At 71.9% G+C, this 18,779-nt stretch carries 11 protein-coding genes; 3 read left to right on the forward strand and 8 right to left on the reverse strand.

Translation table 11 applies throughout. The annotated features are described in order from the left end of the window. Window positions 1-21 precede the first annotated feature (21 nt). From ffh to nsdA, 5 genes are all read right to left on the reverse strand, one after another. Window positions 22-1,572 carry a signal recognition particle protein gene (ffh, locus tag FHS34_RS27975; protein ID WP_184970382.1) on the reverse strand — a complete coding sequence of 517 codons (1,551 nt, stop codon included), beginning with the start codon at window positions 1,570-1,572 and terminating at the stop codon, window positions 22-24. Window positions 1,573-1,720: 148 nt separating this feature from the next. Then, window positions 1,721-4,174 (reverse strand): [protein-PII] uridylyltransferase, encoded by a 2,454-nt coding sequence (locus FHS34_RS27980; RefSeq protein WP_184970384.1) that lies wholly within the window; start codon window positions 4,172-4,174, stop codon window positions 1,721-1,723. 44 nt (window positions 4,175-4,218) lie between these two features. Continuing rightward, the gene (locus FHS34_RS27985; protein WP_184970386.1) at window positions 4,219-4,557 is read right to left on the reverse strand and encodes a P-II family nitrogen regulator; all 339 of its coding nucleotides are present in this window, start codon (window positions 4,555-4,557) and stop codon (window positions 4,219-4,221) included. Further along, window positions 4,554-5,894 carry an ammonium transporter gene (locus FHS34_RS27990; RefSeq protein WP_184970388.1) on the reverse strand — a complete coding sequence of 447 codons (1,341 nt, stop codon included), beginning with the start codon at window positions 5,892-5,894 and terminating at the stop codon, window positions 4,554-4,556. The genes FHS34_RS27985 and FHS34_RS27990 overlap by 4 nt, the downstream gene beginning before the upstream one ends. 469 nt (window positions 5,895-6,363) lie before the next feature. Further along, window positions 6,364-7,842, reverse strand: a complete 1,479-nt coding sequence (gene nsdA, locus FHS34_RS27995) for a transcriptional repressor NsdA (protein ID WP_184970390.1) — start codon at window positions 7,840-7,842, stop codon at window positions 6,364-6,366. Between the two features lie 458 nt (window positions 7,843-8,300). Between nsdA and FHS34_RS28000 the strand changes: the two genes are divergently transcribed. Beyond that, complete coding sequence (locus tag FHS34_RS28000) at window positions 8,301-8,957, forward strand: bifunctional DNA primase/polymerase (protein WP_184970392.1); 657 nt, start codon at window positions 8,301-8,303, stop codon at window positions 8,955-8,957. 116 nt (window positions 8,958-9,073) lie between these two features. On the opposite strand, the gene ftsY is transcribed toward FHS34_RS28000, so the two are convergent. Continuing rightward, a complete protein-coding gene (gene ftsY, locus FHS34_RS28005) occupies window positions 9,074-10,276 on the reverse strand; it encodes a signal recognition particle-docking protein FtsY (protein WP_184970394.1) in 1,203 nt (400 codons plus the stop codon). 170 nt (window positions 10,277-10,446) lie between these two features. Here ftsY and FHS34_RS28010 point away from each other — a divergent pair, with 170 nt between their 5' ends. Together FHS34_RS28010 and FHS34_RS28015 are read left to right on the forward strand one after the other, a co-directional pair. After that, a complete protein-coding gene (locus FHS34_RS28010; protein ID WP_184970396.1) occupies window positions 10,447-11,898 on the forward strand; it encodes a cytosine permease in 1,452 nt (483 codons plus the stop codon). Window positions 11,899-11,989: 91 nt separating this feature from the next. Further along, entirely contained in the window at window positions 11,990-12,961 is a 972-nt protein-coding gene (locus tag FHS34_RS28015; RefSeq protein ID WP_184970398.1) for an LLM class flavin-dependent oxidoreductase, read from the forward strand. 294 nt (window positions 12,962-13,255) lie between these two features. On the opposite strand, the gene FHS34_RS28020 is transcribed toward FHS34_RS28015, so the two are convergent. After that, a complete protein-coding gene (locus FHS34_RS28020; protein WP_184970400.1) occupies window positions 13,256-14,674 on the reverse strand; it encodes a sugar porter family MFS transporter in 1,419 nt (472 codons plus the stop codon). Window positions 14,675-14,910: 236 nt separating this feature from the next. Further along, entirely contained in the window at window positions 14,911-18,702 is a 3,792-nt protein-coding gene (locus FHS34_RS28025; RefSeq protein WP_184970402.1) for an SMC hinge domain-related protein, read from the reverse strand. Window positions 18,703-18,779 lie beyond the last annotated feature (77 nt).

Raw genomic sequence — 18,779 nt, forward strand, 5'->3', positions numbered from 1 at the left:
TCCGGCGAGGTGCGGGCCCGGTCAGCCCATGAACTTCTTGAACTCGTCGGGCAGCTCGAAGTCCTGGCCACCCTGCTGCGGCAGGCCGAAGGCGCCGCCGTTCTGCGCGGCGGCCTCGCGGCGCTGGGCCTCCTCCAGCTCCTGCTGCTTGCGCTTCATCGGGTTGCCGGAGCGCTGCTTGCCCTTGGCCTTCTTCGGCTGCTTCTTGGTACGGCCGGGGCCGCCGCCCATGCCCGGGATCCCCGGCATGCCCGGCATACCGCCGCCCTGGGCCATGCGGGACATCATCTTGCGGGCCTCGAAGAACCGCTCGACGAGGTTCTTGACCGCGCTGACCTCGACACCGGAACCGCGCGCGATGCGGGCGCGGCGGGAGCCGTTGATGATCGTCGGGTCCTGGCGCTCGCCCGGGGTCATCGACTTGATGATCGCGGCCGTGCGGTCGACGTCCCGCTCGTCCAGGTTGGCGATCTGGTCCTTGATCTGGCCCATGCCCGGGAGCATGCCGAGCAGCTTGCTGATGCTGCCCATCTTCCTGACCTGCTCCATCTGGGACAGGAAGTCGTCCAGGGTGAAGTCCTGGCCCTTCTTGGACGCCAGCTTCGAGGCCATCTTCTGGGCCTCTTCCTGGCTGAACGTCTTCTCCGCCTGCTCGATCAGGGTGAGCAGGTCACCCATGTCGAGGATGCGGGAGGCCATCCGGTCAGGGTGGAACGCGTCGAACTCGTCGAGCTTCTCGCCGTTCGACGCGAACATGATCGGCTTGCCGGTGATCTGCCGGATGGACAGGGCCGCGCCACCACGGGCGTCACCGTCGAGCTTGGAGAGGACCACGCCGTCGAAGCCGACGCCGTCGCGGAAGGCCTCGGCGGTGTTGACCGCGTCCTGACCGATCATCGCGTCGACGACGAAGAGGATCTCGTCCGGGGAGACGGCGTCGCGGATGTCCGCGGCCTGCTGCATCATCTCCTGGTCGATACCGAGGCGGCCGGCGGTGTCCACGATCACGATGTCGTGGACCTTGGACCGCGCGAAGTCGATGGAGTCCTTGGCGACCTTCACCGGGTCGCCGACGCCGTTGCCCGGCTCCGGGGCGTACACCGCGACACCGGCGCGGTCGGCGACGACGCTCAGCTGGTTCACGGCGTTCGGGCGCTGGAGGTCGGCGGCGACCAGCAGCGGGGAGTGTCCCTGCTCCTTCAGCCACCGGGCGAGCTTGCCCGCGAGGGTGGTCTTACCGGCACCCTGGAGACCGGCCAGCATGATCACGGTGGGCGGCTGCTTGGCGAACCGCAGGCGCCGGGTCTCGCCGCCGAGGATGGTGATCAGTTCATCGTTGACGATCTTGAGGACCTGCTGGGCGGGGTTCAGCGCCTTGGAGACCTCGGCGCCGAGTGCGCGCTCCTTGACGTTCTTGATGAACGTGCGGACGACAGGCAGGGCCACGTCCGCCTCGAGGAGCGCGATACGGATCTCGCGGGCCGTGGCGTCGATGTCCGCCTCGGACAACCTGCCCTTGCCGCGGAGATTTTTGAACGTCGCGCTAAGGCGGTCGGAGAGGGTATCGAACACGGTGGCGTCGGTCCTCGGAGTCGGGGGCGTCTGGGCTGCCCTCCAGGGTATCCGGCCCGGCAACCAATTCGTCCCCGCCCGCCGTGTTCGGCGGACGGGGACGCCTGCCCCCGGTCACGCGGGGAGCACGGCGGCGACGGCCGCCGCGTCACTCCCGCAGCGTCTCCTCCAGCACCCCGGCCACGGACGCCGCGTCGTCGCCGGGCAGGGGCGCACCCGCGCCGCTCGTCACGTAGAAGGCGTCCACGGCGTTGGCCCCCAGGGTGGACACGTGCATGCTCCGCACTCTCACCCCCGCCTTCTCCAGGGCCGTCCCGATGCGGTGCAGCAGGCCCGGGGCGTCCTGGGCGCGGACCTCGATGACCGTGGCGTGCCGGGAGGCCGCCGGGGCCACCGTCACCTTGGGCGGCGGGGCGGTCCAGCCGCGGCGGCGGGGGTAGGCCGCGTCCCGTTCGGCGAGCCGGCCGGCGATGTCGAGGGAGCCGTCCAGGGCGCGGACGAGGTCGGCGCGCAGGCGGGCCGCCTGGGGCAGGGAGCCGTACTCGGCGGCGACGCGCCAGTTGAGGAGGAGGACCGTGCTGTCGTCGTCCACGTCGTCCGGGAGGCTCAGGGCGCGCAGTTCCGCCGTGCGGACGGTGAGGCGGTGCACGGCGAGGACGCCGGCCACCGCGGGCAGGACGCCCGGCTGGTCGGGGACGGCGATGAGGAGTTCCACGCCCAGCGGTTCCGGGTCGTCGGACCGTTCCTCGTCGGGTACGGGTTCCGGCTGGGCGCGCAGGGCGAGGACCGGGCCGCCGGTGCGGAAGGCCTCGATGGCGAGCCGCTCCTGCCCGGCGCTGGGCGCGGCCGGCTCGGGCTCGTCGGGAACGTCTCCGGCGAGGACGGCACGGACGCGGCCCACCAGGTCGGCGACGAGGGAGCCGCGCCAGGCGGACCAGGCTGCCGGACCGGTCGCGAGGGCGTCCGCCTCCGTGAGGGCGTGCAGCAGCTCCAGGGTGCCCTGGGTGCCGACCGCCTCGGCGACCGAGCGGACGGTGGCCGGATCGTCCAGGTCACGGCGGGTGGCCGTCTCGATCAGCAGCAGGTGGTGGCGGACGAGTGCCGCGAGGACGGTGACGTCGGCGCGGTCGAAGCCGATGCGCGTGGCGACGTCCTGGGCGATGATCTCGCCGGCCACCGAGTGGTCGCCGGGCCAGCCCTTGCCGATGTCGTGCAGCAGGGCGGCGACCAGGAGCAGGTCGGGGCGGCTGACGCGGCGGGTGAGTTCGCAGGCGCGGACGGCGGTCTCGATCAGGTGCCGGTCGACCGTCCACAGGTGGACGGCGTTGCGCTGGGGGCGGCAGCGGACCCGCTCCCAGTCGGGGAGCAGGCGGGTGATCAGGCCCTCGGCCTCCAGGGCCTCCCAGACGTCGACCGTCGGACGGCCGGAGCCGAGCAGGGTGACCAGCTGCTCTCGGGCCTCGGCGGGCCACGGGGTGGGCAGGGGGCGGGTGGTGGCGGCCATGCGGCGTACGGCGTGCAGGGAGAGCGGGAGGCCGGCCTGCGCGGCGGCGGCCGCGGCGCGCAGCGGCAGCACCGGGTCGCGTTCGGGGCGGGCCGTGCGCGCGAGCACCACCTCGCCGTCCTGTTCGACCACGCCCTCGGCCAGGGGTGACCGTTCCGCGACCGGCTTGCCGCCGCCGATCATGGCGCGCAGGCGGGGCCGCACGGCCCGCGAGCGCAGGACGCGCCCCACTTCGCGCCAGGTGACGTCGCTGGCGTACGCGATCACCCGCGCCGCCTCGTACACCTGCCGGAGCAGGGTGTCGGCGTCCAGCAGGTCCAGCTCGGCGGCCACCTGGTCCTGTTCCTGCAGCGCGAGCCGGTCGGTGGCGCGGCCGGTGGCCAGGTGGAGGGCGTCCCGTACGTCGAGCAGCCCGCGGCGGGCCTCGGCCAGGCCCTCGCGCGGGGCGTCGGCGAGCCAGGAGGCGGCGACGGCGCGCAGGGCGGTGGCGTCGCGGAGGCCGCCCCGGGCCTCCTTGAGGTCGGGTTCCAGCAGGTAGCGGAGTTCACCCTGGCGTGCGGCGCGGTCGGCGCAGAGTTCCTGGAGCTCCGGGAGCCGTTTGGGGGCCTGGTTGCGCCAGTCGGCGAGGGCGGCGGCGCGCAGGCCGGCGGTGAGGCCCGCGTCGCCGGCGAGATGGCGGGCGTCCAGCAGCCCGAGGTGGACCTTCAGGTCCTCGCCGGCCGTCTTCCGGGCCTCGGCGGGGGTGCGCACGGAGTGGTCGAGGGCGAGGCCGAGGTCCCAGACGGGGTACCAGAGCCGGTCGGCGAGGGCGGCGACCGCGCGGGGGTCCGAGCCGTCGTGCAGCAGGACGAGGTCGAGGTCGCTGCGCGGGGACAGTTCGCCGCGGCCGTAGCCGCCGACGGCGGCGAGCGAGACGCCGGGCAGTGCCGCGGCGGCCGCGGTGAACAGCCCGGCGAGCCAGTCGTCGGTCAGTCCGGCGAGGGCGGTACGGCGCGGCGGCCCGGACCGCGCCCCCTCGGTGAGGAGGCGCAGCCGGGCCGCCGCGTAGCCGCCGGGTCCCACGTCGTCCGTCTCTTCGTGCACATCCGTACCCGTCACCCGGTGACTCCCGTCCTGTTTCCCCCGACCCGGATTCTCCCGTGTCAGAGCGCGTCCGGCCCGCGCTCGCCCGTGCGCACCCGTACGGCCGTCTGGACCGGGAGGGACCACACCTTGCCGTCTCCGATCTTGCCGGTGCGGGCGGCCTTGACGATGACCTCGATCAGCTGCTCCGCGTCGTCGTCCTCGGCCAGCACCTCGATGCGGATCTTGGGGACCAGGTCGACGGTGTACTCGGCACCGCGGTAGACCTCGGTGTGGCCCCGCTGCCGGCCGTAGCCGCTGGCCTCGGTGACCGTGAGTCCGTGGACGCCGAAGGCCTGGAGGGCTTCCTTGATCTCGTCGAGCCGGTGGGGCTTCACGACGGCGGTGATGAGCTTCATGCGTCCACCTTCCTGGTCTGCGCGGCGGCCTGGGCCGAGGCGGTGAGGCTTCCGGCGACACCGCCGCCGGCGCCGCTGAAGTCGTATGCGGTCTCGGCGTGCTCGGCCTGGTCGATGCCGGAGATCTCCTCGTCCTCGGTGACCCGCATCCCGATCGTCCGGTCGAGGAGGAAGGCGAGGACGGCGGAGACGACCAGGGAGTAGGCGAGGACCGCGAAGACACCCGCGCACTGCTTCCACAGCTGGTCGAAGGAGTGGTCGCCGTAGAAGACGCCCGTCGCTTCCGACTGGCCCTTGCCGGTGGCGAAGAAGCCGATGAGCAGGGAGCCGAGGATGCCGCCGACCATGTGGACGCCGACGACGTCGAGGGAGTCGTCGAAGCCGAACCGGAACTTCAGGCCGACGGCGGCGGCGCAGGCGACACCGGCGACGGCGCCGACGGCGATCGCGCCGAGCGGGGAGACCGCGCCGCCGGACGGGGTGATGGCGACCAGGCCGGCGACCGCGCCGGAGGCGGCGCCGAGCGTGGTGAACGCGCCGTGCCGGATCTTCTCGTAGGCGAGCCAGGCCAGCATCGCGGCGGCGGTGGCGACCTGCGTGTTGACGAACATCAGCGCGCCGACACCGTCGTCGTTGCCGAGCCAGGAGCCGGCGTTGAAACCGAACCAGCCGAACCAGAGCAGACCGGCGCCGAGCATGACCAGGGGCAGGCTGTGCGGGCGCATGGGGTCGCGCTTGAAGCCGACGCGCTTGCCGATGACGAGGATGACACCGAGCGCCGCCGCGCCGGCGTTGATGTGGACCGCCGTACCGCCCGCGAAGTCGATCACGCCGAGTTTGTAGGCCCAGCCGTCGGCGCCCCAGACCCAGTGGGCGACCGGGACGTAGACGATCGTGACCCACAGGGCGACGAAGAGCGCCCAGGCGGAGAACTTGACCCGGTCGGCGAGGGCGCCGCTGATCAGGGCCGGTGTGATGATCGCGAACATCAGCTGGAAGACCATGAAGACGAAGACCGGGATGGTGTAGCCGTCCCAGAGTTCGGTCAGCCCGATGTTGCTGAGGCCGATCCAGTCGGCGTTCCAGCCGAGGAGGCTGCTGCCCGTGCCGAAGGCGAGGGAGAAACCGTAGAGCACCCAGAGGATGGTGACGATCCCGAGGCTGATGAAGCTCATCATCAGCATGTTCAGGGTGCTCTTGACGCGGACCATGCCTCCGTAGAAGAAGGCCAGGCCCGGGGTCATGAGCATCACCAGGGCGGAGCAGATGAGCATGAAGCCTGTGTTGGCGGACGACAGTCTGGGTGCGTCCGCCGCAAGCATGACGGCTGGTGCCATCGGCGTCTCCTCGTCGGTTGATACGGCCCCGTGCGGGCGGTGCCTGAGCGGTCCGGCGGTTGGGGGACGGGCCGGTTTATGCGCCATGAGACTGGCGCAGCGCGGTTTCGGTGGAGGCCCCTCGTTGTTTCGCCGGGGTGACGAAGGCGCCTTGCGTGTTACGCGTCCATGAACTGCCGGATGCCGGGCACACCGATCGTTATCGTGGCGCAACCACCGGGAATCGCACGGCAACCACGCGTCGGGTGATCACGGCGGAGAGCGACCGTATGCGCAAGACGGCACGCGGCGCGGGCGGCCCGGACGGCGACCGCGTACGCGTGGGCGGTGCCGGTTCGGGCGCGGGGAAAGAGGCCGGGCGCGGGGAAACGGGCCGGCCGCGGCGGGCCTCTCGATGACCTGGCATGGGGGAGCCGAGTCGGGCAGTTCGGGAGGACCGGCCGCGGCCGGGGCTCGGGGTGCTGTGGGGTCAGACCGCCTCTGCGTTCTCCGGCAGGTCGACGGCGAGCTTGTCGGAGAGGTCGATGACGGCGGCGAGGTCGCCGTGGTCGCGTACGGCCGTGTCGACCGTCTTGCGGATCCGTGTGTTCACCCGCTCGGAGCGGACCTTCTTGGCGATCTCCATGGCCTGCGCGGCGTACTCGGTGCTGTGCTCGGGCTCGCGCTGGAGGAGGTGCACGGTGGACATGCCGATGAGGTTGAGCGCGTACGACCGCTGGTGCTCGGGGTCGTTGGCGAACAGCTCCACGGCCCGCTGCATGAGCGGCTCGGCGAGGGAGGCGTAGGTGGGGCTGCGCCCGGCGACGTAGGCGAGGTCGCGGAAGGAGTGGGAGTTCTCGCCGTACAGCTCGGCCTCGGAGAAGAAGCGGATCCAGTCGGGGTCCGGCTCGTCCCACTCGTCGGCCTCGGCGAAGGTGTCCTCGGCCATGCGGACCGCGCGCTTGGTCTTGCCGGGCTGGCCCATGTTGGCGTAGGCGCGGGCCTCCATCGCATACAGCATGGCCTGGGTGCGCGGGCTCGCGCAGTCCCGGCTGCCGTACTGGGCGAGGTGGATCAGCTCCAGGGCGTCCTCGGGCCGGCCCAGGTGGATCATCTGGCGGCTCATGCTGGAGAGGACGTACGAGCCGAGGGGCTTGTCTCCGGCTTCCTTGGCCGCGTGCAGCGCGAGCACGAAGTACTTCTGCGCGGTGGGCTGCAGGCCGACGTCGTACGACATCCAGCCGGCCAGCTCGGCCAGCTCGGCGGCGACCTGGAACAGCTTGCGGGTGGTGGCCTCGGGCTGGGGCTCCTGGAGCAGGTCGGTGACCTCGTGCAGCTGGCCGACGACGGCCTTGCGGCGCAGCCCGCCGCCGCACTGGGCGTCCCACTGGCGGAACATGCGCGTGGTGGACTCCAGCAGGTCCAGCTCGGGCTGGGACAGCCGGCCCGGCCTGCGCGGGTCGGTCATGGGCCGGGGCTCGGCCGGGACCGGGGAGCCCGGGGCGGGCACGAGCCAGCGCTGCATGGGCTCGATGAGGGAGGGACCGGCGGACAGGGCGAGCGAGGTCCCGAGGAAGCCGCGCCGGGCGAGCATCAGGTCGCTGCGGGAGAACTCGCCGAGCAGGGCGACCGTCTGCGGGCCGGTCCACGGCAGGTCGACGCCGGAGGCGGCGGTCGACTGGCGGGCGGCGCGCAGGCCGAGGTCCTCGATGGAGACCACGCAGCCGAAGCGCTCAGAGAACAGCTCCGAGAGGATGCGCGGGATCGGTTCGCGCGGGTTCTCCCCGTCGAGCCAGCGGCGCACCCGGGAGGTGTCCGTGGAGATGTGGTTGGCCCCCAACTGGCGTGCCCTGCGGTTCACCTGGCGGGCCAGCTCGCCCTTGGACCAGCCGCTGCGCACGAACCACGAGCCGAGCAGCTCGTTGGGGCGCTTGTCAGCGTTCGTCCCGATACCGCCGTTGCCGCCCACTGGAACGCCCCCATTCCTGAGACCACGTGTCGCCCTGATGCGCCAAGCCCTATCAGAATGCCGGTAAGTACGGCTCTCCGTCCGCCGGTTGTCACCCCTCGAACGAGCTGGCGACTTGCCTCCGGCATACCCACGAGCGCATGTGCCCCCAGGACTCGCACACTCACAGTAGTCCTACGATCACCCGTCCAGCCACGGGGATCCCGGAAACGCCACCATTCGCCACCCCTTCGAATGAACTCACGGTCGGCTCCGCACGATTCACTTGACACAGGACGGCCGGGAGTCGGCGGAGTGATGCATCCAGGGGCGCATGAACCCCGGTGCGCCACCCGGTGCGCTCCAAGGCGCCGCCTTGTCCGTGCGACCGCATGGGAAGGCGGAGCCGTAGCGTTACGTTCCGCTTCCGTCCCGTTCCGCGTCGTAACCACCGGCGCGCCGGACCCGTTGGAGGGGGCATGGGCTTCACGATCGGCGGCATCCGCGAGATCCGCTCCGGCACGCGTCGGCGCGGCCGCTCCGCGGAGTGCACGGCCGTCGCCGAGTTCACCGGGCTGTGGGGCTGGGACGTGGTGCTGGGGGCGCGGGCCGCCGGGGACGTCTGCTCGTGCGGCCGGTCCGACTGCCCGGCGCCGGGAGCGCATCCGCTGCACTTCGCCCCCCACGTGCCGGCCGGGGCCACGCTGGACGAGGTGACCAAGGCCTGGTCCGAGTTCCCGGGCGCCTCGGTGATGCTGCCGGTCGGCCGGGCGTTCGACGTCATCGAGGTCTCGGAACCGGCCGGCCGCCGCGCCCTGGTCCGGCTGGAACGCATGGGCCTCCCCCTCGGCCCGGTCACCGCGGGCCCGGACGGCCGCGCCCGCTTCTTCGTCGCGCCCGGCGCCGCCGCCGACCTCCCCCGGCTGCTCTACCGCATGGGCTGGGACGACCCGGCCGCCCTCGACCTGCGCGGTCTCGGCCCCGGCACGTACCTCACCGCGCCGCCCTCGGACCGGGGCGGCCTGGGCCCGGTGCGCTGGCTGCGCCCGCCCGCGCTGGACTGCGCGACCCGGCCCCCGGCGGCACGGCTCCTGCTGGGCACCCTGGCGTACGTCGCCCACCGCTCGCGTCCCTGACCCGCCGCCGAAAGGCGAAGCGCCCGTCCCCAACTGCACCTTGGGGGCGGGCGCTTCTCGCGATCATCCGGGAACGTTCCCGGCCGACGGGGCACCTCCGGAGGGCCGGGGCGGGGTCAGTCGCCGATCAGGGCGTCCACGAACGCCTCCGGCTCGAACGGCGCGAGATCGTCCGCGCCCTCGCCGAGCCCGATCAGCTTGACCGGCACGCCCAGCTCGCGCTGGACCGCGACCACGATGCCGCCCTTGGCCGTGCCGTCCAGCTTGGTCAGCACGATGCCGGTGATGTCCACGACCTCGGCGAACACACGGGCCTGCACCAGGCCGTTCTGGCCGGTGGTGGCGTCCAGGACGAGCAGCACCTCGTCCAGCGGCGCGTGCTTCTCCACGACCCGCTTGACCTTGCCCAGCTCGTCCATGAGACCGGTCTTGGTGTGCAGGCGGCCGGCGGTGTCGATGAGGACGACGTCGACCCCCATCTCCTTGCCCTCCTTGACCGCGTCGAAGGCGACGGAGGCGGGATCGCCGGCTTCCGGACCGCGCACGGTGTAGGCGCCGACGCGCTCGCCCCAGGTCTGGAGCTGGTCGGCGGCGGCGGCGCGGAAGGTGTCGGCGGCGCCGAGCACGACCGTGCGGCCGTCGGCCACGAGCACCCGGGCGAGCTTGCCGGTGGTGGTGGTCTTGCCGGTGCCGTTGACGCCGACGACCATCACGATGCCGGGCTTGCGGTCCTCGGGCTCGGTCTTGACCGTGCGGTCGACGTCGGTGCCGACCAGCGTGAGGAGTTCGTCGCGGAGCAGGCCGCGCAGTTCCTCGGGGGTGCGGGTGCCGAGCACCCTGACGCGTTCGCGCAGGCGCTCGACCAGTTCCTGGGTCGGCTGCACGCCGACGTCGGCGGTGAGCAGTGTGTCCTCGATCTCCTCCCAGGTGTCCTCGTCCAGATGCTCGCGGGAGAGCAGCGTGAGCAGGCCCTTGCCGAGGGCGTTCTGCGAGCGGGACAGGCGGGTGCGCAGGCGGACCAGCCGGCCTGCGGTGGGCTCCGGGATCTCGATCTCGGGAGCCTCGACAACGGGGGGTTCCTCGACGACGACCGGTGCGGGGCCGCCCGGGAGATCCACCTCCTCGATCGTCCGGCGCGGTTCGTCGCGCGGCGTCTCGGCCTCGTCGCCGACGTGCGGCTCGGCCGGGGGCGCGGTGATGTCGGGCGTCTTCGGGGGCGGCGGAGGCAGCGACTTCCGGCGTCGGCTGCCCACGATCAGCCCGCCGAGCGCACCGAGCACGACCACGGCGATGACTACAGCAAGGATGACGGTTTCCATAACCCGACCAGTATCGGCCATGGGTGTCACCAGAGCCCCGTTTGTGGCTTCCTCCGAGAGACAAACTGCACGTAGCATGAGGACTCGGAGCAAAGTACGATGGTGGCAACTCTATCCACGCGCGTAGAGTCCCACCGTCACACTGTCCCCCCACGTCTGGCACCTCTTCCATGAGCAAATCCGTCGAGACCGAGGGCGCTCTCGAAACCCGCGGTATCGAGCAGGTCCCCGACCACGAGCGCACCGCACGGACCCGAGAGCTGTTCCCCACCTGGGTCGGCGCGAACATCAGCGTGCTGCTGCTGACCATGGGCGCGAGCCTGGTCGTGGCGTATCACCTGAACATCTGGCAGGCGCTGGTCGTCGCCGTGGCGGCACCGATCGTGTCGTACGGCCTCGTCGGCCTGATCGGCATCGCGGGCAAGCGGGGCGGCGCGCCCGGCATGGCACTGTCGCGCGCGGTCTTCGGACAGCGCGGCAATCTGCTGCCCGGTTCGCTGATCTGGGTGGCCCGCTGGGGCTGGGAGACGATCAACGCGGTCACCGGCGCCTACGCGATGCTCACCATCCTGGACATCCTGTTCGGCATCGAGGCGAACAGCGTGCTGGACATGGTGACGCTGCTGGTGTTCGTCGTCGCGACCTTCGCGATCTCCGGGCTCGGCATCAACGCCGTGCAGAAGTGCAACAAGTACGCGACGTATTTCTTCGGCGTCTTCTCCGTGCTGGTCCTGGGCTACCTGGTCGCCAACACCGACTGGTCCAAGGTCATGGACCACAGCGCCGGCTCCACGGCAGCGGTGATCACCGGCGTCGGCATGATCGCGGCCGGCGGTGTCAGCTGGATCCCGTCCGCGCCCGACTTCACGCGTTACCTGCCGCGCACGGCGTCCTCCAAGGCGATCGTGGGCACGGCGGTCGGCGGCGCCGGGGTCGTCGTCCTCCCCATGGTGCTGATGGGCGCGGTGATGGCGGTGTCGACGCCGGACCTGGCCTCGGCGACCGACCCGGTCTCCTTCCTCGGCGAGATCCTGCCGACGTGGATCGCGGTGCCGTACCTGTTCATCGCGCTGATCGGCATGCTGCTGATCAACTCGATGTCGATGTACTCGGCGGGCTTCACCGCGCAGACCCTCGGCTTCAAGGTGCCGCGGCACTGGGCGGTCTCGGTCAACGCCGTGATCTCGCTGATCTTCGGCGGGGTGCTGATGCTGGTGGCGACGAGCTTCATGGGCTCGTTCATCGCCTTCCTGTCGCTGCTGGCGGTCGCCTTCTCCGCGTGGGTCGGCGTGTTCGGCGCGGACATGCTGCGCCGCACGGAGTACGACGGCGAGGCGATGACCGACACCACCCGCACCAGCGCCTACTGGTACAAGGGCGGCTTCTCCCCCGCCGCCGTCGCCGCCTGGGCCATCGGCCTGCTGTCGGGCCTGATGTTCACCACCTCGGACTGGTTCACCGGCCCGCTCGCGAAGAACAACGTGATCGGCGAGTACGGCCTCGGCTGGGTCGCCACGGTCGTGATCTCGGGTCTGCTGTACCTGGTGCTGCCCAAGCCGTCGGTGACCACCCCGGCCGAGGTGTCCGAGACCACCGAGGAGCGGGCGACCGCCGCCGTCTGACCGCGCCGTCGGCCGGTCACCCTCCTGGCTATCTGACGCTACGTCAGCTACCGTCCCCCTCCACCGCAGCGCACCGGAGGGGGACTTTCCCATGCCCGTCACGGTCGTACGTTTCAACCTCGTCGCTCCCGGCGCGAGCCCCGCCGCCCTCTCCGCCCGCTACCGGGCCGCCCTGGAGATGGCCGCGTACGCCGACGAGCACGGCGTCAGCACCGTGCAGACCGAGGAGCACCACGGCGCCGAGAACAACTGGCTGCCGTCGCCGTTCGCCTTCGCGGGCGCGGTGTTCGGGGCCACCCGCCGGATCGCGGTGACCGTGTCGGCGGTGATCGGTCCGCTGCACGACCCGCTGCGGCTGGCCGAGGAGATCGCCGTACTGGACCTGCTGAGCGCCGGGCGGCTGGTGACGGTGGCCGGGATCGGCTACCGGCCCGAGGAGTACGCCCTCTTCGACGTGGACTGGAAGCGACGCGGCCGGCTGCAGGACGAGCTGCTGGAGACGCTGCTGAAGGCCTGGTCGGGCGAGGAGTTCGAGTACCGGGGCCGCAGCGTACGGCTCACCCCGCGGCCGTACACCGATCCGCATCCCCTGCTGCTGGTCGGCGGCTCCTCCAGGGCCGCCGCCCGCCGGGCCGCCCGGCTGGGCCTGCCGTTCTTCCCGAGCGCGCATCTGCCGGAGCTGGAGGCGTACTACAAGGAGCAGCTCACCGCCCACGGCACGGAGGGCTGGGTCATGATGCCCGCTGCCGAGACCCCGCTGCTGCACATCGCCGAGGACCCGGACCGGGCCTGGGCGCACCACGGCGAGCACTTCCTGCACGAGGCGCGGACGTACGCCTCCTGGCAGTCCGGGCAGATCCGCTCGGCGGTGAAGTCGGCGGCCACGACGGTGGACGAACTGCGCGCGGAGGGCGTGTACCGGATCCTGACGCCGGAGGAGTGCGTGGCGCTGGGTGCCGACAGTCTCGTCCTGCACCCCCTGGTGGGCGGAATGCCGCTGGAGGAGGGCTGGCGAAGCCTGCACCTGTTCGCCGAACGGGTGCTTCCGGGGCTGGGCGGCTGAGGCCGGCGATTGGCGGATCCGTTCCGGCGCCGGTCGGAGCCGCCCGGCGTTTGCGCAGGTCAGGCTCGTGCGATCCGTGGTGTGGGGGGGGCGGGTGGTGGAACGGATCCGCCAATCGCTCCCTCCGGGCCGCCGGGCGGCCGGGGCTTCGGGCGGCCGGGGCGGCCGGCCGCCGGGTGGTGGGTGCGGCACCGCCGCCCCCGGGCCGGTGGGGGCCGGGCCGGGGGCGGCGGACGGTACGAGGAGAGGGGCAGCGGGGACTTGGCCCTTCTCCCCGAGTTCGGGGGCCGGTGATCAGCCCATCTCCTCCAGGGCCTTGCCCTTCGTCTCCTTGACGAACTTCAGGACGAACGGGATGGAGAGCGCGGCGAACACGGTGTAGATCACGTACGTGCCGGAGAGGTTCCAGTCGGCCAGCGACGGGAAGCTCGCGGTGATGGCCCAGTTGGCGATCCACTGCGCGGAGGCGGCGACACCGAGGGCGGCGGCGCGGATCTTGTTCGGGAACATCTCGCCGAGGAAGACCCAGACCACCACGCCCCAGGAGAGGGCGAAGAAGAGGACGAAGATGTGCGCGGCGATCAGCGCGGTCCAGCCCTGGGTGCTCGGGAGCTTGCCGTCGACCAGGTGGTAGCTGAACGCCCAGGCCTCCAGCGCGAGGCCGACGACCATGCCGACCGAGCCGATGAGGGCGAGCGGCTTGCGGCCGATGCGGTCCACGAAGATCATCGCGATCACGGTGCCGACGATGTTGATGATCGAGGTCGTGAAGGAGTAGAAGAACGACTCCGTCGGGTCGACGCCCACCGACTGCCACAGCGTCGAGGAGTAGTAGAACGCGACGTTGATGCCGACGAACTGCTGGAAGACGGACAGGCCGATGCCGACCCAGACGATCGGCTTGAAGAAGAAGGAGCCGCCGAGCAGGTCCTTGAAGCTGGACTTGTGCTCGCTCTTCATCGCGTGCTCGATCTCGGCGACGCGGGCGTTCAGGTCGATGTCCTTGCCCTCGACCTCGGCGAGGATCTCCTTGGCGCGCTCACGCTTGCCGACGGAGAGCAGGAAGCGCGGCGACTCGGGGATGGCGAAGGACAGCAGGCCGTAGAGGACGGCCGGGACGACCATGACGCCGAGCATGACCTGCCAGGCCTCCAGGCCCATCAGGTGGCCGCGCTGGTTGCCGCCGGCGGCGTTGAGCAGGCCCCAGTTGACCAGCTGGGAGATGGCGATGCCGACCACGATCGCGGCCTGCTGGAAGGAGCCGAGCCGGCCGCGGTAGGCGGGCGGGGCGACCTCGGCGATGTAGGCGGGGCCGATGACGGAGGCCATGCCGATGGCGAAGCCGCCGACGATGCGCCAGAAGGCGAGGTCCCACAGGGCGAACGGCAGCGCGGAGCCGACGGCGCTGATCGTGAACAGCACGGCGGCGATCTGCATGCAGCGGATACGGCCGATCCGGTCGGCTATGCGGCCGGCGGTGGCGGCGCCGATGGCGCAGCCGATCAGGGCGATCGCGATGACCTGGGCGAGCGCGGCGGAGCCGATGTCGTAGCGGTCGCGGATGGCCTCGACGGCACCGTTGATCACCGAGCTGTCGTAACCGAAGAGGAAGCCGCCCATGGCGGCAGCCGCCGCGATGAAGATGACGTGCCCGAGATGTTCGGGGTGAGCCGTCCTGGCTCCTGGCTGAGGCGCCTGCGCTGTGCTGGTCACGTGTAACTCCTCGGGCCGCGGCAACGCTGCCGGGTGGGGGGCGAGCCCTTCAGGCTTCCAGTGGCGCATACGCCTGCACCGCTTACACCTGAAGGTAAAGGCAACGTTGCAGAGACTATGCCTTCAAGTTTCGAAGTCAATACTTCAACGGCTGTGAATTTTTAGATACCCCTGACCCCTCTGCGTTCAAGAACTGAACACGGAGTCAGATGATCTTCAGATGAATCCCGAGCGCTTCAGCGCAGCCGCTGGGAGATGACCTTGGACACGCCGTCACCCTGCATGGAGACGCCGTAGAGCGCGTCGGCAACCTCCATGGTGCGCTTCTGGTGCGTGATCACGATCAGCTGCGAGGCCTCCTGCAGCTCCTGCATGATCCGGATCAGCCGCTGGAGGTTGGTGTCGTCCAGCGCGGCCTCGACCTCGTCCATGACATAGAACGGACTCGGGCGGGCCTTGAAGATCGACACCAGCAGCGCGACGGCCGTCAGCGAGCGCTCGCCGCCCGAGAGCAGGGAGAGCCGCTTGACCTTCTTGCCCGGCGGACGCGCCTCGACGTCCACGCCCGTGGTGAGCATGTTGTCGGGGTCGGTCAGCACCAGGCGGCCCTCGCCGCCCGGGAACAGCCGGCCGAAGACTCCCTCGAACTCGCGAGCGGTGTCCCGGTAGGCCTCGGTGAACACCTGCTCGACGCGCTCGTCGACCTCCTTCACCACGTGAAGCAGGTCGGCGCGGGTCTTCTTCAGGTCCTCCAGCTGCTCGCTGAGGAACTTGTGCCGCTCCTCCAGCGCGGCGAACTCCTCCAGCGCCAGCGGGTTGACCTTGCCCAGCTGCTGGTACGCCCGCTCCGCGGCCCTGAGCCGCTTCTCCTGCTCGGCACGCACGAAGGGGCGGGGCTGGTTCCGGGGGTGCTCGAGGTCGTCCGGCAGCCGCTCGCCGTCGGCGGTGGGCAAGGGCGGCACGAGCTGGCGCGGCCCGTACTCCGCCACCAGCCCCTCCGGTTCGACACCCAGTTCCTCCAGCGCCTTGGTCTCCAGCTGCTCGATGCGCAGCCGCTTCTCGGCCCCGAGTACCTCGCCGCGGTGCACCGAATCCGTCAACTTGTCGAGTTCGGCTTTCAGTTCACGGCCGGCCGTACGCGCGGCGGCCAGTTCCCGCTCGCCCCGGGCCTTGGCGGCCTCGGCGGCGGAGCGCTCCCGCTCCGCCCGGGCGAGGGACACCTCGACGTGCGCGAGCAGCTGCCGGGCACCGGAGGCGACGGCCTCGGCCACGGCCGCCTCGTGCCGCAGCCGGGCCCGGCGCTGCTCGGCACGCGCGCGTGCCTCGCGTTCGGCCCGGGCCGCCCGGTCCAGCGAGTCGGCGCGCCCGGCAAGTCCCTTGACCCGCTCCTCGTGCGTACGGACCTGGAGGCGGGCCTCCATCTCGGTCTGCCGGGCGTTGGCCCCGTCCGCGGCGAGCCGGTCGCGCACCGAGGTGTCCGGCTCCTCGTCCACCGGCATCTCCTCGGCCACGGCCAGCCGCTCGGCCAGCTCCTCGGCCTCCTGTACGGCCTTCTCCAGCGCCTCCTGCGCACGTGCCGCGGCCGCGGCCGACCGCTCGGCCTCGCCGGCGGCACCGCGCGCCTGTCCGGCCAGCCGGCCGAGCTGCTGGGCCACGGCCGACTTCTCCCGGTCGGCGGCCCGCCGCCGCTCCCCCAGCTCCTCGACGAGGGCGGCGGCGTGCCCGCGGCGCTCGGCGGCCGTGTGCTGGGCCTCGGCCAGGTGCTCGCAGCGGACCGCCAGGTCGGCGAGCTCGGCGGCGGCCTCGTCCACGGAGGCCTGCACCTCCAGCAGGCTGGGCGCGCCCGCGGAACCGCCGTGCGCGAAGTGGGCGCCGAGGAGGTCGCCCTCGGCGGTGACCGCGGTCAGCTCCGGGCGGGCGTAGACCAGGGCCTCGGCGTCCTCCAGGGTGTCGACGACCGCGATTCCTTGCAGGAGGCGGCGGACCGCGGGGAGGAGTTCGGCTGGGCCGCGGACGAGGGTGGCGGCGAGGAGGGGGGTGCGGGGGGAGTGGGGGCCGGGGGTGGGGGCGATGGCGGGGGCGCCGGGTCGGGGGGTGGCTGCGGGGGTGTGGGGGTCTGCGGGTGCGTCTGCGGGTGCGTGGGTGTCTGCGGGTGCGTGGGGGCTTGTCGCGCAGTTCCCCGCGCCCCTTGGGGGAGCCTGGGCGCCGTCGTTGGCCGACGGGGCGTCGTGGGTGTTCGCGCCGTTCCCCGCGCCCCGGGCGGCGTGGGGGTCTGCGTGGAGGGTGGGGGTCCGGGGGGTGGGGTCCGGGGTGTTGGTCAGGATGAGGGAGGCTCTGCCGCCGTCCTGTTTGCGCAGGAGTTCGATCGCCTCGGCCGCCGCAGCCGGAGTGGTCACGGCGATCGCGTCCGCCGCCACGCCGAAGGCTGCGGCCAGGGCTCCCTCGTAGCCCGGGGTGACCGTCAGCAGCTCGGCGGCGGGGCCGAGGATGCCGGTGAGGCGGTCGCGTGCGCCGAGGAGTATTCCGGTGCCGTCCTTGCGTCGCAGTCCCATGGCCAGCGCCTCATGGCGGGCCTGGGTCGCCGCGCGGCTCCGCTCGGCGGCGGTGAGGGCCTCGCGGGCCGCGCCCAGCGACGTTTCCGCCTCCGCCAGCTGCCGTTTGGCGGCCTCGTGCCGCCCGGCCAGGTCGGCGTCGCCCGCGTCCAGGCCGTCGACCTCGGCCTGCAGCGCCTCGTACTCCTCCTGTGCGCGCACCGCGCGTTCCCGTGCCTCGTCGCGGGCCGTGGCCAGCCGGTCGATCTCGGCCTGGGCGGAGGCGGCGCGCGAGCGGGCCGCGTTGACCTGCCCGGTCAGCCGGGCGAGGCCCTCTCGGCGGTCGGCGATGGCACGGGCGGCGTCCTTCAGCCGGCGCTCCTCCACGGCCAGCTCGCGCTCCAGTTCGGCGCGGTGGCCGACGGTGTCGTCGAGGGCGTGCTGGGCCGCCTCCAGCGCGGCCTCCAGCTCGGCCTCCTGCTCGCGGACGCGGGCGGCCTCGCGCTCCAGGTCCTCCGGGTCCCGGCCGCGCCGCTCCTCGGGCGGCGCGGAGGTGGCGCTCTTGACCCGGGCGTCGGCCAGCGAGACGGTGCCGCGCACGCGTTCGGCGAGCTGGGACAGCTCGTACCAGGTCTGCTGGGCGCGCTGGAGGCGCGGGGTGAGCCGGCGTACCTCGTCCTCCAGCAGGGCCTCCCGCTGGAGCGCCTTCTTCAGCTCCTGCTCGGCGGTCTCCTTGCGTTCCTTCAGGGCCGCCTCGTCGGCGACCTCGGTCCGGAGGGCTTCGCGCAGGCCCACCAGATCGTCGGCGAGGAGCCGCAGCCGGGCGTCACGGAGGTCCGCCTGGATGACGGCCGCCCTGCGCGCCACCGCCGCCTGCCGGCCCAGCGGCTTGAGCTGGCGGCGCAGCTCGTCGGTGAGGTCCTGCACGCGCGCGAGATTGGCCTGCATCGCGTCCAGCTTGCGGAGCGCCTTCTCCTTGCGCTTGCGGTGCTTGAGGACTCCGGCCGCCTCCTCGATGAACGCGCGGCGGCCCATGGGGTCGGCGTGCAGGACGGAGTCGAGCTGGCCCTGGCCGACGATGACGTGCATCTCGCGGCCGATGCCCGAGTCGGACAGGAGTTCCTGGATGTCCAGCAGACGGCAGGTGTCGCCGTTGATCTGGTACTCGCTGCCGCCGTTGCGGAACATGATCCGCGTGATGGTGACCTCGGCGTACTCGATGGGCAGCGCCCCGTCGGAGTTGTCGATGGTCAGGGACACCTCGGCCCGGCCCAGCGGCGGGCGGCCGGTGGTGCCGGCGAAGATGACGTCCTCCATCTTGCCGCCGCGCAGCGACTTGGCGCCCTGCTCGCCCATGACCCAGCTGAGGGCGTCCACGACGTTGGACTTGCCCGAGCCGTTCGGGCCGACGACACAGGTGATCCCCGGTTCGAAGCGGAGTGTGGTCGCGGAGGCGAACGACTTGAATCCACGGAGGGTCAGGGCCTTGAGGTGCACGCCGCCGGACTCTACCCGGCGCCGCTATCTCACTCCACGAACACTCGCAACCCCACGGTTTCACCGCTGAACACGCA

The organism is Streptomyces echinatus (assembly GCF_014203595.1).
Classification (GTDB): Bacteria; Actinomycetota; Actinomycetes; order Streptomycetales; family Streptomycetaceae; genus Streptomyces; species Streptomyces echinatus.

What these genes read in the sequence shown, in the direction of transcription:
- FHS34_RS28015 (WP_184970398.1), top strand. Translation starts at nt 11,990, where the DNA reads ATGCCCGTCACGGTCGTACGTTTCAACCTCGTCGCTCCCGGCGCGAGC.
- FHS34_RS27990 (WP_184970388.1), bottom strand. Translation starts at nt 5,894, where the DNA reads ATGGCACCAGCCGTCATGCTTGCGGCGGACGCACCCAGACTGTCGTCC.
- ftsY (WP_184970394.1), bottom strand. Translation starts at nt 10,276, where the DNA reads ATGGAAACCGTCATCCTTGCTGTAGTCATCGCCGTGGTCGTGCTCGGT.
- FHS34_RS28010 (WP_184970396.1), top strand. Translation starts at nt 10,447, where the DNA reads ATGAGCAAATCCGTCGAGACCGAGGGCGCTCTCGAAACCCGCGGTATC.
- FHS34_RS27985 (WP_184970386.1), bottom strand. Translation starts at nt 4,557, where the DNA reads ATGAAGCTCATCACCGCCGTCGTGAAGCCCCACCGGCTCGACGAGATC.
- FHS34_RS28000 (WP_184970392.1), top strand. Translation starts at nt 8,301, where the DNA reads ATGGGCTTCACGATCGGCGGCATCCGCGAGATCCGCTCCGGCACGCGT.